The organism is Methylobacterium sp. J-118, assembly GCF_057836565.1.
In genome coordinates, this window is record NZ_JBYQFA010000001.1 from 4,367,969 (window position 1) to 4,381,737 (window position 13,769).

16 protein-coding genes are annotated in these 13,769 nt (G+C 71.2%); 5 read left to right on the plus strand and 11 right to left on the minus strand.

What is annotated here, in order from left to right; all coding sequences use genetic code 11:
- Positions 1–94 precede the first annotated feature (94 nt).
- Positions 95–976 (minus strand): alpha/beta fold hydrolase, encoded by an 882-nt coding sequence (locus AC3IF3_RS21340; protein WP_489230247.1) that lies wholly within the window; start codon positions 974–976, stop codon positions 95–97.
- A gap of 383 nt (positions 977–1,359) precedes the next feature.
- Between AC3IF3_RS21340 and AC3IF3_RS21345 the strand changes: the two genes are divergently transcribed.
- A complete protein-coding gene (locus tag AC3IF3_RS21345) occupies positions 1,360–1,752 on the plus strand; it encodes a YidB family protein (RefSeq protein ID WP_243968191.1) in 393 nt (130 codons plus the stop codon).
- Between the two features lie 40 nt (positions 1,753–1,792).
- Here AC3IF3_RS21345 and AC3IF3_RS21350 read toward each other — a convergent pair whose 3' ends face one another.
- Positions 1,793–2,041 carry a hypothetical protein gene (locus AC3IF3_RS21350; protein ID WP_409564802.1) on the minus strand — a complete coding sequence of 83 codons (249 nt, stop codon included), beginning with the start codon at positions 2,039–2,041 and terminating at the stop codon, positions 1,793–1,795.
- A 174-nt stretch (positions 2,042–2,215) separates the two neighbouring features.
- Here AC3IF3_RS21350 and AC3IF3_RS21355 point away from each other — a divergent pair, with 174 nt between their 5' ends.
- The gene (locus AC3IF3_RS21355) at positions 2,216–2,557 is read left to right on the plus strand and encodes a YidB family protein (RefSeq protein WP_243968189.1); all 342 of its coding nucleotides are present in this window, start codon (positions 2,216–2,218) and stop codon (positions 2,555–2,557) included.
- Between the two features lie 64 nt (positions 2,558–2,621).
- Here the strand turns inward: AC3IF3_RS21355 and AC3IF3_RS21360 are convergent, their stop codons facing one another.
- Positions 2,622–4,145 carry a peptidoglycan DD-metalloendopeptidase family protein gene (locus AC3IF3_RS21360; RefSeq protein WP_489230248.1) on the minus strand — a complete coding sequence of 508 codons (1,524 nt, stop codon included), beginning with the start codon at positions 4,143–4,145 and terminating at the stop codon, positions 2,622–2,624.
- Positions 4,146–4,336: 191 nt separating this feature from the next.
- Between AC3IF3_RS21360 and AC3IF3_RS21365 the strand changes: the two genes are divergently transcribed.
- Positions 4,337–4,891: a GNAT family N-acetyltransferase gene (locus AC3IF3_RS21365; protein WP_489230249.1), complete on the plus strand. Its 555-nt coding sequence runs from the start codon at positions 4,337–4,339 to the stop codon at positions 4,889–4,891.
- Positions 4,892–5,008: 117 nt separating this feature from the next.
- Here the strand turns inward: AC3IF3_RS21365 and AC3IF3_RS21370 are convergent, their stop codons facing one another.
- From AC3IF3_RS21370 to AC3IF3_RS21395, 6 genes are all read right to left on the minus strand, one after another.
- Entirely contained in the window at positions 5,009–5,356 is a 348-nt protein-coding gene (locus AC3IF3_RS21370; RefSeq protein WP_489230250.1) for a hypothetical protein, read from the minus strand.
- Positions 5,357–5,639: 283 nt separating this feature from the next.
- Positions 5,640–6,926: an outer membrane beta-barrel protein gene (locus AC3IF3_RS21375; RefSeq protein WP_243968184.1), complete on the minus strand. Its 1,287-nt coding sequence runs from the start codon at positions 6,924–6,926 to the stop codon at positions 5,640–5,642.
- 225 nt (positions 6,927–7,151) lie between these two features.
- A complete protein-coding gene (locus tag AC3IF3_RS21380) occupies positions 7,152–8,000 on the minus strand; it encodes a 23S rRNA (adenine(2030)-N(6))-methyltransferase RlmJ (protein ID WP_243968183.1) in 849 nt (282 codons plus the stop codon).
- A gap of 67 nt (positions 8,001–8,067) precedes the next feature.
- Positions 8,068–8,730, minus strand: coding sequence for a ribonuclease T2 family protein (locus tag AC3IF3_RS21385; RefSeq protein ID WP_489230251.1), 663 nt, complete (start codon positions 8,728–8,730; stop codon positions 8,068–8,070).
- A gap of 2 nt (positions 8,731–8,732) precedes the next feature.
- Positions 8,733–9,194: a hypothetical protein gene (locus AC3IF3_RS21390; protein WP_243968181.1), complete on the minus strand. Its 462-nt coding sequence runs from the start codon at positions 9,192–9,194 to the stop codon at positions 8,733–8,735.
- Between the two features lie 170 nt (positions 9,195–9,364).
- Positions 9,365–10,354 (minus strand): extensin-like domain-containing protein, encoded by a 990-nt coding sequence (locus AC3IF3_RS21395; RefSeq protein ID WP_489230252.1) that lies wholly within the window; start codon positions 10,352–10,354, stop codon positions 9,365–9,367.
- Between the two features lie 111 nt (positions 10,355–10,465).
- Between AC3IF3_RS21395 and AC3IF3_RS21400 the strand changes: the two genes are divergently transcribed.
- Positions 10,466–11,698, plus strand: a complete 1,233-nt coding sequence (locus AC3IF3_RS21400) for an amidase (protein WP_489230253.1) — start codon at positions 10,466–10,468, stop codon at positions 11,696–11,698.
- A gap of 12 nt (positions 11,699–11,710) precedes the next feature.
- Here the strand turns inward: AC3IF3_RS21400 and AC3IF3_RS21405 are convergent, their stop codons facing one another.
- The gene (locus AC3IF3_RS21405; protein ID WP_243968179.1) at positions 11,711–12,856 is read right to left on the minus strand and encodes an AI-2E family transporter; all 1,146 of its coding nucleotides are present in this window, start codon (positions 12,854–12,856) and stop codon (positions 11,711–11,713) included.
- Positions 12,857–13,042: 186 nt separating this feature from the next.
- On the opposite strand from AC3IF3_RS21405, the gene AC3IF3_RS21410 reads away from it, so the two are divergent.
- Positions 13,043–13,192: a hypothetical protein gene (locus AC3IF3_RS21410; RefSeq protein WP_243968227.1), complete on the plus strand. Its 150-nt coding sequence runs from the start codon at positions 13,043–13,045 to the stop codon at positions 13,190–13,192.
- A 6-nt stretch (positions 13,193–13,198) separates the two neighbouring features.
- Here the strand turns inward: AC3IF3_RS21410 and AC3IF3_RS21415 are convergent, their stop codons facing one another.
- Positions 13,199–13,666: a molybdenum cofactor biosynthesis protein MoaE gene (locus tag AC3IF3_RS21415; RefSeq protein WP_489230254.1), complete on the minus strand. Its 468-nt coding sequence runs from the start codon at positions 13,664–13,666 to the stop codon at positions 13,199–13,201.
- Positions 13,667–13,769: the final 103 nt, after the last annotated feature.

The following is a 13,769-nucleotide window of genomic DNA, read 5'->3' on the forward strand; positions in this document are numbered from 1 at the left end:
GGTTGCGGCGTCTGCAGACCTGTCGAAAAGCGCGCGGACTATAGCCAGGGGCTTCCCGAAAGCAACGCCGAAGCGACGCGCGGCCGAATCGCCGTCACAGCAGGGCGCGCACCGCCGCCGCGAAGGCCTCCGGCGCCTCCTGGGGGAAATTGTGCCCGATCCCCGGGACGATCGCGCGCCGATACGGTCCGGTGAAGTGGCGGGCATCCGTGTCGGTCTCAGGCGGCGGCCCGACGCCGTCGTCGGCGCCGAGCAGCACGATCGACGGCACCGCGATCTCCGGTTGCGCGGCCAGCCGCGCCTCGATCTCCGCAAGGGCAGGATCGCCCGCCACCAGGCCGAAGCGGTGCCGGTAGGAATGCACCACCACGTCGACGAAATCCGGGTTGTCGAAGGATCGGGCGGTCGCCGCGAAGGTCGCCGCGTCGAACGCCCAGGTCGGGGACCACAGGCGCCAGAGCAGGCCGCAGAAGGCCTCGCGGTTCGCCGCGAGCCCGGCCCGGCCGCGCTCCCCGTGCAGGTAGTACTGGTACCAGAGCCGGTGCTCGGCCTCCGGGGCGACGGGCTGCCCGGAGGCCGGGATGTTCTGGATGTTGTAGCCGACGCCGCAGCTGACGAGACCCCTGGCCCGGTCCGGCCAAAGCGCCGCGACCACGCAGGCCGCCCGGCCGCCCCAATCGTAGCCGGCGAGAACGGCCCGCTCGATCCCGAGGGCGTCCAGGAAGGCCAGGAGATCGGCCCCGAGCGCCGCCTGCTCGCCCGAGCGGGGCGTCGCGGGGTCGAGGAACCGGGTCGGCCCGTAGCCGCGCAGGGACGGGATCAGGCAGCGCACCCCGGCGCCGGCCAGGTGCTCGGCCGCCGCGTCGCAGGCGTGGACGTCGTAGGGGAATCCGTGGAGCAGCACCGCGGGCGGCCCGTCCGGCGGTCCGACCTCCCGATAGGCGACGTCCAAGACGCCCGCGTGCACGCGCTTCATGGATGGCTCCCGGAGCTTCGAGGCGCGCATCCTAGCGCAACGTCCTGACCAGCGGAATCAGGACGATGCGCTAGGTCGTTGGTCTTGCATCATTTTTTTTCGGGAACTGGGCCCGGCACGAGGCTGTGGGTCCTCGGTTCCGCGTCGTCCTTCTCCGAACGCCCGCGGCCACCTTTCGGGACGAGGCTTCAGAACCGGGCGCGAATGTGTTGCCATCGCAACCCCGGCTAAGCCTTTGATCGGTCGCGCGCCCGGAGCGAGCCGGTGCTCGCCTGCGTGCGGGACCCGCGCGGCGATCCACCGCGCAATTGCCGCACGCGCTTGCCGGCGGCCGGTCACGCCCGAATTCTCGAAGCCCTCGAAGCTCGATGCGGTGGAGAATCATGGGTCTGCTCGACGGTGCGAAGAATCTGATCGGCGATGTCGTCGCAGCGGTCGACCGCGCGCTCGAGGAGACCGGCAGCGGCAAGCTCCCGATGGCGCTGGCGAAGTTCTATCCCGGGGGCCTCGTGGGCCTCCTCGACCGCCTGCGCGCGGATGGCCACGGGGCCGCCGTCGATTCCTGGCTGTCCCCCGGGGAACGGCAGACCGTCCCGGCCGCCGCCATGGCGACCTGTCTGCCCAAGGCGGTCACCGAGCGCCTCGCCTACGATCTCGGCCTGCCGGAGGGCCGCGTCGCCACGGCCCTCTCGGAGTTCCTGCCGGCCGCGGTCGCCGGGCAGAGTGTGGACGGCCGGCTGAAGCCACAGCCGAACTTCAGCACTCAGGTGCGCTGAGCGGGCCCTGACAGGCCGGCGTCGTTCCGGGGGCGCGGCACTAGGGGGTCGCGCATTTCATCTGGGGCGGCGCCGTCGCGCAGCTCAGGGAACAGCTCTGCTTGGCGAAGCAGTACCAGGTCAGCGCGCCGCTCTTGAGGCAGGCCCCGCCGCAATGCCGGTACACGCCGTAGAGCGGCCGGACGAAGACGGCGTCCGCGAGGGCCCGCTCCACGTGGACCGGACGGGACATCTCGTCGGGCACCGCCAGCGCCGCGTCGGCCGCGACGATCAGCACGACAGACAGCACCAGAGATCGCATGACCGCATGACCGTGGATGGATTCCGAGCCGGCATACCGGGCCAACATCCAGGCGCTGTCGATTAAATTGCGGTTCACGCGACGCGGCGGCCCGCGCCCTCTCCCGTTTCCCGGAGGCCGCCCTAAAATCCGATGGGACGGCGTGACCGACAGGAGAACAGGATGAGTCTGCTCGATTCCCTCGGTGGCTCGCTGGGGCAGATGGCACTCAAGGCGCTGCCGGGCGTCATCCAGCAGGTGCTGCCCGGCGGCCTCAACGCGCTGCTCGACCAGCTCCGCCGCTCCGGCTACGAGAGCCAGGTGAATTCCTGGCTGGGCCGCGGCCCCAACGAGCCGATCACCGCCGACGACCTGCGCAAGGTCCTGGACAACGAGCAGGTTCGCCAGATGGCGCAGAAGCTCGGCGTCCCGGTGGATCAGCTGTTCCCGACCCTCGCCCAGACGCTGCCGCAGGCGGTGGATCACCACAGCCCCGACGGCACGCTGCAGGAGCCCAAATCCTAGGGGCGGCCAACGAAAACGGCGGCCCCTTCCGGGACCGCCGCTGATCTCAGACTGCAGGCGCCGTTCAGTTGCTGGCGAGCTGGGACATCGGATCGACCGGCGCGCCGCCCTTGCGGATCTCGAAGTGCAGCTGCGGCGAGGTCACGTTGCCCGAGGCGCCGGACTTGGCGATCACCTGGCCGCGCTTGACCTTGTCACCGGGCTTCACGTCGATCTCGCCGTTATGGGCATAGGCCGAGACGAAGCCGTTGGCGTGGCGCACCAGCACGAGCTTGCCGTAGCCCTTCACGTCCGATCCGGCATAGGCGACCGTGCCCTCCTCGGCGGCCTTCACCGGGGTCCCCTCCGGCACCGCGATGTTGATGCCCTCGTTGCCGGAGCTGCCGTAACCCGAGATCACCCGGCCCTTTGCGGGCCAGCGGAAGCTCTCCGAGGCGGCGGCATCGGCCACCGAGCCGGTGGCGGCGGGCTCGGGCTTGGCCTGGGCCACGGGCGCGACCGGCTTCGGCGCTTCCTTGGCGGCGACCTTCTCCGCCGCGGCAGCCTTCTGCGCGGCCTCCTTGGCGGCCTTGGCCTCGGCGAGCTTCTGGACCGCCTCCGCCTTCGCGGCGGCCTTGGCCTCGACCTTCGCCTCGGCGGCCTTCGCGTCGGCCTTGGCCTTCGCGTCCGCCTTGGCGCTTGCCTTGGCCTCGGCCTTCGGATCCGCCTTAGGCTCCTCGGCCTTGGCGACCTGGCCGGGACGCACGTGGCGCGGCTTGTCGTCGGCCTTCGCCACCTCCTTGTGGGTCTTGGCGTCGGCGACCTTCCGGGCAGCGGCATCGCGGGCCAGCGCCTCCTTGCGGTCCGCCTCCTTGTCGGCAGCCCGCCGCGTGGCTTCCTTGGCGGCTTCCTTGGCCTCCTCGCGCTTGGCCTCCTCGCGTTTGGCCTCCTCGCGTTTGGCCTCGTCCCGCTTGGCTTCTTCGCGCTTGGCGTCCCGGGCGGCCTCCTCGCGCTTGGCGGCGAGCTTGCCCTCGACCTGCTTGGCGTCCTCGCGCTTCTCCTCCGCCGCCCGGGCCGGGCGGGCGGTCATGGGGGCCGCGGCGGGATTCATGCCCGACGCGTTGTAGACCGGGATCACGATCTGCCGGCCGGGGGTGATCTGGCTGGCGCTGGTCAGGCCGTTGGCCGACAGGATCGCCGAGGCGGGGACGCCGAACCGGGTGGACATCTGGTTCAGGCTGTCGTTCTGCGACACGGTGATCTGCGTGCCGCCCTGGGCGCTCCAGCCGACCGGTCCGGTCGAGGCGACGCGGGTCGCCGGCGCGGCGGCATGGGTCGCCACCGGATTCGCCGCGGAGACCGGACGCGAGGCTGCCGGTGGGCTCAGCGCCTCCGACTGGATGCGGCCGGTGCGGATCACCGGTGCCGGCTTGAGGCTGCCGTCCGGCAGGCTGCCGGTGGCGGCGGGCTCCCCCTCGAATGGGTTCGTGAACGGATTGCTCAGCCGCGAGGCATCCGACGAACAGGCGGCCGCAGCCCCGCCGATGATGCCGATGAGGGCGACGCGCGACAGCGTCCGCAACATCTGACCCGTACCGCGCACCCGCATCGACGCACCCGTTTGCCTGACGCAACTTGATGCCCCAATGAAGACGGATTCAGGTTAAGCAACCGTTCCCGTCCGGCCTGTCTGCGACCGTCGCACGAAGGACGACAGGGCGTCCTCGCCGCGTCCCGGGGATGAGGGTGGGGGCCAGACACGTGCCTTTTCCGCACCGGCGGGCACCCCACATCCGAGGGATGTTTACCATCCGCGCCGCCCGTGCCAGCCTCGTCGACCTGCCCGGGATCGAAACCCCGCGCCTGTCGATCGCGGCCCTGCACATCCAGGACGCGGACGCCCTGCGCCGGCTCACGGACGACCCCGCGATCACCGCGGCGGTGGACTTCCTGCCGTCGCCGTTCACCCTGCAGGACGCCCAGGACCTGATCCGCAGCGGCGCGCGGGGCCAGGACTGCTTTCTCGGCGCCTGGCTTCGCGGTGAAGGCGATACGCAGACGCCATCCGATCCGGTCGGGCGCGAACTTGTCGGCGTGGTGGGCACGCACCTGCGGGGAACGGGCGCGATCGAGATCGGCTACTGGATCGGCGGCGCCGCGCGGGGGCGCGGCTTCGCGTTCGAGGCGGTGGCGGCGATCATCGGCCTCCTGTGCGGCCGGTTCCCCGGCCGCACCATCGTGGCGGAGTGCCGCCCCGCCAACATCGCGTCCTGGGGGCTGCTGGAAAAACTCGGCTTCCGCGATACGGGCGAGGAGGGCCACCGCCCCGGCCGCCGTCTGCTCCGGCGGGCCTAGCGCATCGTCCGGACAGGGGTCTCGTCTCCGGGACGATGCCCCGATCCCCGCCCTCGATCGGCGGCCGGTTCAGGGCGTGGGCGCGCCTCCGCGCAGCGGACCCGGCGACCGTGCCCCTCAGGCCGCCGCAGCGGCCTCGGGACGCTCGGAGGCTTCTGAGACCGCGGGGGCCTCGAGAACGGCCCGCTCGGGGCTACGGCGGTGCTTCTGCCTCCGAGACTTGCCGATCGTCACCGGCGGTTCGTCGGAAGGCGTGCGCTCGTTGAGGGCGAACCCATGCAACGCGTCCAAGGTCAGGCCATCCTGGGAGCGGGCGTCGATCAGGGCGTAGAAGGCGGCGCGAACGACATCCTTCTTGGACGCCTCCGGATGGTGTTCGCGGACAGCGGCGCGCAGCGCCTTCGGCGTCATGCCTGGCGCCGCCACCCTCCACAGGGTCGCCGACAGAGCCTCGATCGAAGTCATTCACTCGCCCCCCGATCCGGCCACGGCCGGCGCAGGGCGAGGAATACATGGCGGAGCGGTGACATTTCAAGTGTTCGGCAGAACCGGTCGCCGCAGCTCAAGTCCCATCGGCGACAGCGATAATCAAACGCCTATGCCTAACTTGGTCAACACCGAGATATTGCTGCCGCTTTAAGAAATATTGGATCGCATGTACTGCGAGTCATTACAAGCAACAAAAAAGCCCCCGGCTTCAGGCCGGGGGCTTGTTCGAACCAGCCTCGCGGCCGGGATGCGAATCGGATCAGAAGGTGATGCCGGTCTCGACCATGTAGCGGTCCTGCGCGGTGCGGTTGCCGGTGCGGCCGAAGCCGGTGCCGGGCGTGAGCAGGCCCGTATCCGAGATGTTCGCCCGGGTGATGCCGCCGAGCTCGACATGCGCGTACTCGACCCGGAAGAAGAACCGGTCGAACGTGAAGGTCGGCGTGACGGTCACCGAGAAGGCGTTGCTGCCGGCGCCGAAGCCGAGCAGGTTCGTGGTGCCGGAGCCCCGCACGCCCGTCTGCTCGATGTACTCGACGCGGCCGGCAAGGGAGAAGTGGTCGGTGAACGAGTAGGCCGCCAGCAGCGCGCCGCTGTAGGTGGAGGCGGAGTTGTAGATCCCCACCCGCGGATCCCGCTCGACGTTGGTGAACTGGAAGTACGGCGAGACGATCCACGGACCGTTCGCGTAGGTGTAGTTGATGTCGAAGATGCCGCTGTTCTGCTGGAGGTTCGGCGTGGCGAACTGGTAGCGCGGGCTGCGGGCCAGGGCGTTGGTGCGGCCGAGGTTCAGGCCGCCGTTGACGCCGATGGTGTTGAAGTCGTCGAGCTTGTAGGCGACGTTGCCGGTGAACCACGTGATCTCGTTGGAGAAGAACCCGTCCGTGCCGGCCAGCGACACCGAGAGCGGGCCGCTGCTGTAATTGACCTGCACGCCCTGGTTGATGAAGTTCTCCTGCACGAACAGCAGGCCGCGGTTGATGTTCAGGTTCTGATAGGTGAACAGCAGTTCGGTCCCGATCAGGGTGAACATCCGTCCGCCCTGGATCGACCACTCGTCGTTGATCTGGACCTTACCGTAGGCGACCGGGACCGGCCCGAAGAGCAGATCGGTCTGGGTGAAGGTGCCCAGCGTCGGGAAGCCAAGCTGCGGGATCGAGTAGCCGCCCGCCTGGACGTAGAACTGGAACCCGCCCTCGGGCTTCTGGATGACGCCCTGGATGTTGGAGAAGTCGAACCGCGCGGCCCGGTCCCGGTCGTTGGGCGCGGCGGGGGTCGAGAACGACGCGAACGGGTTGGTCTGGACGTAGCCGTAACCCGTCACCGCGCCGCCGACATAGAGGTCTCCGAGCGGGCCGGCCGCGAAGCAGGTCGGCGTCGGGTTGGCCTTGATCACGCCGCCGTAGGTCGGGCCGAGCAGCGTGGCCTTGCAGGGTTCCGCCGGGGGCGCCACGGGGGCGGGGGCGGGCGCCGCCAGATCCGCCGCGAGGATGCTGGTCGAGGACAACAGCAGGGTCGCCAGGCCGGCCAGGGTGGATCGCTTCAGCATGGGTCGCAGCTCGTTCCGGTTCACTCACAGCCAAGCTGACATCAAGAGATAAATGACACAAAATCAAACAAGGAGCAGTTGCATATTTTTTGAGCAATTTTGTGCTCGAGGACACGTTCGCCGGAGAAATGTGTCGTTGCCGCAACAATCAGAATCGCGGGCGAACCCTCATCTTCGTCCGATCGAAGGAATCAGCGTCCTGGAACGCGGCTCGATGTTGGCGAATCAATCATTCCGGCCGATCGGGTCGCAGCGAAAGCCGCCGAAGTCCTGCAAAGCCAGACGTTCGGCCAGTGCCGGCAGGAAGACCGTCGCCTCCTCCGCAAGACGCCAGGGCGGGTTGACCACGATCAGCCCGCTGCCGGTGAGGCGCGTCGGGTCGTCCGGCCGATCGATCAGCAGGTCGAGTCGGAGCGCCGGGCGGGGCAGGGCGCCGTCGAGGTCCCGGATCATGCGGTCGAGGGCGGCTGCATCCTTGATCGGGTACCACGCCAGGAACAGGCCGGTCGGCCATTTCGTCACCGCCCGGGCGAGGTGGGCGCCGAGCCGCTCGATCTCGCCAGGCACCTCGTAGGGGGGATCGATCAGCACGAGGCCGCGCCGCTCGGGCGGCGGGACCTGGGCGTTGACCGCCGTCCAGCCATCGAGGCTCATGACCTTGGTGCGCGGGTCGCGCGCGTACCGCGCCCGCAGGATGTCGGCGTCCGCCGGGTGCAGTTCCACGAACACGCCCTTGTCCCCGGGCCGCAGCGCCTCGCGGATCAGCGCGGGCGAGCCCGGATAGGCGGTGGCGCCGTGGCGCGCCCGCACCGCCGCGACCGCCGCCCGGTAGGGGGCGAGCAGCGCCTCCACGGGGGGCGCGAAGGGCGCGTCCATCCGGCCCCAGCCGTCCCGCCATTCGCCGGTGCGGGTCGCCTCGTCGGCCGCGAGGTCGTAGACGCCGAGGCCCGCGAAGGCGTCGAGCGCGCGGAACGGCTTGTCCTTGAGGCGCAGGTGGTCGAGCACCCGCGCCAGCACGAGGTGCTTGAGCACGTCGGCGTGGTTGCCGGCGTGGAAGGCATGCCGATAATTCATGGGAGCGCGGTGAAGCCGATCCGGCCGCCAGGGTCCAGCGCCGAACGCCGAGGGGCCCCAAAAAATCTCAGCGCGCGGCGTCGAGGGTGATCTCCGGCGCCCGGCAATTGCCGCGGGCGACCTCGGGGCAGGGGGTGAAGCCGTGCAGGTCCTTGCCGAAGCAGATCCGGACCTCCTGCAACTGGCCGTGCGTGCAGGTGACCGCCATCATGTCGGGGCGCAGGCCGCGATTGGCGGCCACGAATTGCCGGGCGATCTCGATGGGCGCCAAGGTCTGCGGCGGGGAACCGCCCTTGAGGCCGTCGGGGATCGTCACGGCCAGCCGGGCATCCCGGGCGGCGGTGAAATAGGCCACGGGGTCGAGCCCCGAGCAGGTGCCGTGCGTGCGCCATTCGTGCCGGGCGAGCCCCTCGCTCGGATAGACCTGCCCGGCCACCTCGATCGCCTGTCGGGTCGGCGCGCGCACCGAAGCGGAGCAGCCCTCGGGAAAGCCCCGGCTGTCTTGCGGCCACAGCCCGTGGACGACGAAGCCTAGGCCGCGGCCCGGGGTGCACTGGACGTCGTCCCGATGCCCGCCCGCCCCGGCGCAGAAGTTCGGCGACCACGAGAGGGCCAGCACGTAGAAATCGAACTCGCCGGGGGTGCCGCGGCGGGTGAAGCCGCCGTAATCCTGGGCGGTGGCCGGCCCGGCCAGCAGCAGGGCGGCGAGGCAGGCGGCGGGGCCGCGCATCCTCAGGGACGCGCCATCCGGCAGGCCGTGGCGTAGGCGTAGGCCAGATCGCGGTCGAGGCCGTGCACGCAGAACTCGACGCCCCAGGTCGCGCCGATGATGCCGAGGCTCTCGCGCACGGAATAGTCGACCTTCCGGCGCACGCCGTCCGAGGTGGTCACGGTAGCGCTGCAGAACCGGCGCGGGTAGGTGTCGAGGCCCCAGGGCCGCCAGGCGGTGCGCTCGATCGTGTCGAAGGACAGGATCGTCATCGACGAGTTCCAGTACTTCGCCTCCTTCTCGGCGAAGTTGGTCGAGACCCGCTCCAGCACCGACGGGTCCTGGCAGCCCGGGATCTGCGCGTCGAACGGGAATTCCCGCTCCTCGGCGGGCTCGATATCCTCGCGGGCCGTGCGTGCCAGCGCCGGCTGCGCCAGGGCGAGGAGGGCCAGCCCGAGGGCGAGGCCGTGACGGATCGGGCGCATGGCGCGGGTCTCGGCGGATGTGCGGTCCTGCATCCCGGAACGATGAACCGGCCGCACCGCCAGTCAAGCGCAAGCTCGGCCGCGACGACGCTTTGCCGCGCGGTGCGGCGCGGCCGCTACAGTGACCGGCCGCCGACGGAGGGGTCGATGGGGAGGCCCGCAGACCCCGTTCAGTAGATCGGCCCCGTGCTCGGCGGCGGCGCGCCGAGCTGGAGCGGCTCGTCGTAATCCTGAGCGGGCTCCTCGGGCACGGCCGTGGCGACCCGCGGCGCCGGCCGCACCGGCGGCGCGGCCGTGTAGGCGGAGGCGGCGGGCGGGCGCGCCGGGGCGTGGGCGACCTGGGTCGGGCTCCCGGCCTTCGACATCGGCGAGAGGCCGTAGGGATCGTCCTCCTCGATATCCACCGGGGCCTGCGGCGCGGCCGGCTGGCGCGGCGGCGGCACCGGGCGCGACAGGGGCCGCTCGATGCCGGTCCCGAGCTGCGGCGTGAACTTGATCAGCGGCTGGCAGATCCGCCGCAGGCCGCGGGGGTCGTGCCGGGCGAGGTCCACGTGGATGTGGTCGTAATGGAACACGTTCGAGCCAGGGGCCAGCACGGTGGTGAAGCGCTGGCAGGCCCCCAGGAAGATCTCCCGCAGGAAGCCCTGCTCGGCCTCCGTCCCGTGCCAGCCGCCCTTGACGGTGATCACGTGGCCGTCGGCGAGCTTCACCGACATGACGTCGATGGCGTTGCCGAAGCCGTGCTCGGAGAGCTTGGCGCCGGGCTGGTTGTTGCGGCCGCGACAGGAATAGGAGCCGGCGTTGATCTCCGCGACCGGCACGCCGAAGTAGAGATTGGCGGCGGGCTGGATCGTGTCGGCCAGCCAGGCCTCCGCCTCGGCGAGGGCCGGGCAGCCCAGGGTCATCCGCTGCTTCAGGATCACGGAGCCGCCGGCCAGCCGGGTCACCCGGAAGGGCTGCTGCATGCCGCAGGGCCCCGGGCCGTTCATGGCGGCGATCGGCGTGATGTAGTCCGAGGGTTCGACGAGCTTCTTGGCCAGGCAGACCTGCTCCGCCTGATCGCGCCACGGGTCGCGCCGCTCGAAATGGTTGATCGAGCACGCGGTGAGCCCCGCGCCGAACAGCGCCAGGGCCGAGAACAGGGATACGCCACGCCACATGGTCCGGACGATGCGCACGGTCCCGTAAAGCGTTCGTCAACGGCGTTTCGGGAATGCGGCGCCCTGTGGCGGGCCGGTTGACAGGCCCGGCAAACAACGGGTGAATACAGAATGCTCTCGCTCATCGACCTCCGCGCCCGCATCGCAGCCGGCACCCTGACGCCGACGGGCGCGATCGACCTGTGCCGCGCGGCGATCGCCGCGCGGGAGCCGGCGCTGCACGCGCTGGTCACCCTCGACGCGTCGCCCGCCATCCCGGAGGCCGGGCCGCTGGCCGGGATCGCGGTCGGCGTGAAGGACATCATCGATAGCGCCGGCCTGCCGACCCAGATGGGCTCGTCGATCTATGCGGGCTGGCATCCGCGGGGCGACGCCGCCATCGTGGCGCGGCTGAAGCAGCTCGGCGCCGTGGCGCTGGCCAAGACCACCACCACGGCCTTCGCGAGCAGCGATCCGACGGAGACGGTCAATCCGCACGATCCCGGCCACACGCCCGGCGGCTCCTCGGCCGGCTCGGCCGCCGCGGTCGGCGCCGGCATGCTGCCACTCGCGCTGGGCACCCAGACGGCGGGCTCCGTGATCCGGCCCGCGAGCTATTGCGGCTGCGCGGCGGTGAAGCCCTCGTTCCGGCTGATCCCCACGGTCGGAGTGAAGACCTATTCCTGGGCCCTCGACACGGTCGGGCTGTTCGCCGCCGGGGTCGCGGACGTCGCCCATGCCCTGGCGCTGATCACCGGCCGGCCGGAGATCGAGGGCGGCGCGACCGGATCCGCGCCCCGGATCGGCCTCGTGCGGCAGGATTTTGCGGAGGCGCCGGAGCCCGCCGCCGAGGCCGCGCTGACGCGCGCCCGGCAGGCCGCCGAGCGGGCCGGCGCGCAGGTCACCGACCTCGCGCTCCCGGCGGAGCTTGCGGAGGCCTGGGAGCGGCACCGGATCATCCAGAACTACGAGGGACGGCTGGCGCTCGCCTGGGAATACGACACCCAGGCCGATGCCCTTCCGCCGCGGGTCCGGGAGCACCTCGACGCCGGCGCGGCGATCGGCCCGGCCACCTACGACGATGCCCGCCGCCATGCCCACCGGGCCCGCCGGGTGCTCAAGGGCCTGTTGGCCGATTACGACGCGATCCTGACCTTCTCGGCCCCCGGCCCGGCCCCCGCGACCCTGGCCTCGACGGGCGATCCGCGCTTCAACCAGCTCTGGACCCTGATGGGCGTGCCCTGCGTGAACGTACCGGTGCCGGGCGAGCGCCTGCCGGTGGGCGTGCAGGTGATCGGCCGCTTCGGAGACGACGGCCGCGCGCTGGCGGTCGCCGGGATGATCGAGGCGGCGCTGCGCCGCTGAGCGGCGCGCCGGTCAGCTGCTCGGCTGCTCGTGGAGGGTATCCTCCACGTAGAGCTGCTCCAGCAGCACCTTGATCACCGCCATCATCGGCAGCGCCAGGGCGATGCCCCAGAGGCCGAAGATCACACCCAGGATCAGCTGCCCGGCGAAGATCGTGGCCGGCGGGATGTCCAGCGCCCGCTTCTGGATGAACGGGGTCAGGCCGTAGCTCTCCAGGCACTGCACCGCCAGGTAGACGCCCACGGCGCCGATCACCGCCTTGAGGCCCGAGGCCAGGGCCGCCAGGATGATCACGATGCCGGCCACCAGCGGTCCTACGGTCGGCACGAAGGCCAGTAGCCCGGCCTGGAGGCCGAGGATCAGCGCGCCGCCGATCCCCAGGAAGGCCAGCCCGGCCCAGGTGCAGAGGAAGATCACGGCCATGATGATCAACTGGCCGAACAGCCAGTGGCGCAGGGTCTCGCCGGCGCCGTCGAGGACCTTGGCCGCGCGCCGGCGCTTCTGCGGCGGCACGAAGCGCAGCACCCCGTCCCGGTAGGCCTTCGGATCGGCCGCGAAGGCGAGCCCCAGGAAGGCGATCACCAGGAGATTGCCGAGGGCGTCGAACAGCCCGAGGATCACGGCCGCGGCCGGCCCCAGCACGCTGCCGGCATCCGAGACGATCGAGCTGCTGCCCTTCAGCAGGCCGTTGGCGAGGCCGCCGAGGCCGCCCTCCCGCTGCCCGGATTCGGTCGAGCCGTCCTTGCCGCCCCCCTGCGGTGCGAGGCTCGGGACGTCGATGCCCCGCTCGGCGAGCCAGCCCGAAACCGTTCCGGCCTGATCCTTGATCGTGGTGCCGAGATCGCGCCCCTGCTGGACGACGGTGGCGCCGCCGTAGCTGCCGAAGCCGACCACCGCGACCGCCACCGCGAGGCTGGCGATGGTCAGCCGCAGGGCCCGGGGTAGGGGCAGGACCCGGCCGAGCCCGCGGGTCAGACCGTCCAGGAAGACCCCGAGCAGCACGCCGGCGAAGATCAGCAGCAGCGTGCCCACCGACATCCAGGCCAGCGCGAGCGCCGCCGCGAAGCAGACCACCGCGATGCCCGAGGCGGCGAGCGGAAGCGTCCCGCGCCAGGGCCCGACCGGACCCTTGAGTTCCTGCACCTGTCCGTCTGACATCACCGCTCCTGAGCCCTGGCCCCACGAACGCCGCGGATCCGCCAGGGTCAAGTGCGGCGGGCGGGGGACGTGTGCATGCCGGGGCGCCGCCGGCGCGTCCGAGGCCGCCGACAGTGCATGGGACCGAAACGCCGTTCGCGCGTTGGTCGCCGGCGTCGGAGCGCCGACGCGGGCAGGAGAGACGGTATGATGGATCCCTATGGCGAGACGCCGAGCCGCTCCCTCGGCCCCGGCCGGACAGTCGATACCGGCGATCAGCTCAGCAGCGTGATCCTGATGGGCATCGCCATCGCGGGGGGCGCCCTCGCGGTGCTGCTCAACGCGCTGATCGTTTAGACGGGCTCAACGCCAGCGGTCGGCCGCGGCGTCGTCCTGCGCCATGGCCTCGACCCAGGTGCCGACGGTGCCGTCGACGAGGTGCTCGCGCTTCCAGAACGGCGCCCGGGTCTTGAGGTAATCCATCAGGAAGCTCGCCGCCTCGAAGGCGGCGACCCGGTGGCTGGAGGCGGTGATCACCAGCACGATGCCGTCGCCCGGGTGCACGCGCCCGTGCCGGTGGATCACCCGCAGGGCCTGGAGCGGCCAGCGCGCAGCGGCCTCCTCGGCGACCCGGAGGATCTCCGCCTCGGCCATGCCGGGATAATGTTCCAGCTCCAGGGCCGCCAGGCGGCCGTCCTCGTCGCGGCACAGGCCCGAGAAGGTCACGACGGCGCCGGCCCGCCCCCCGAGGACAGCGCTCACCCGGGCGATCTCGGTCGCGGTGTCGAAGGGCTCGGCCTGGATGCCGACGCTCGGAACGGGCGCGCTCATCCTCCGGTCCATAGGGGTCCGGAGCGCCGCCGACCAGCCCCGCGCCTGTCACACCGCGGCGCGGCTCTATATGAGACGGTCCGCCGCGCCCCGCTGGCCCCGC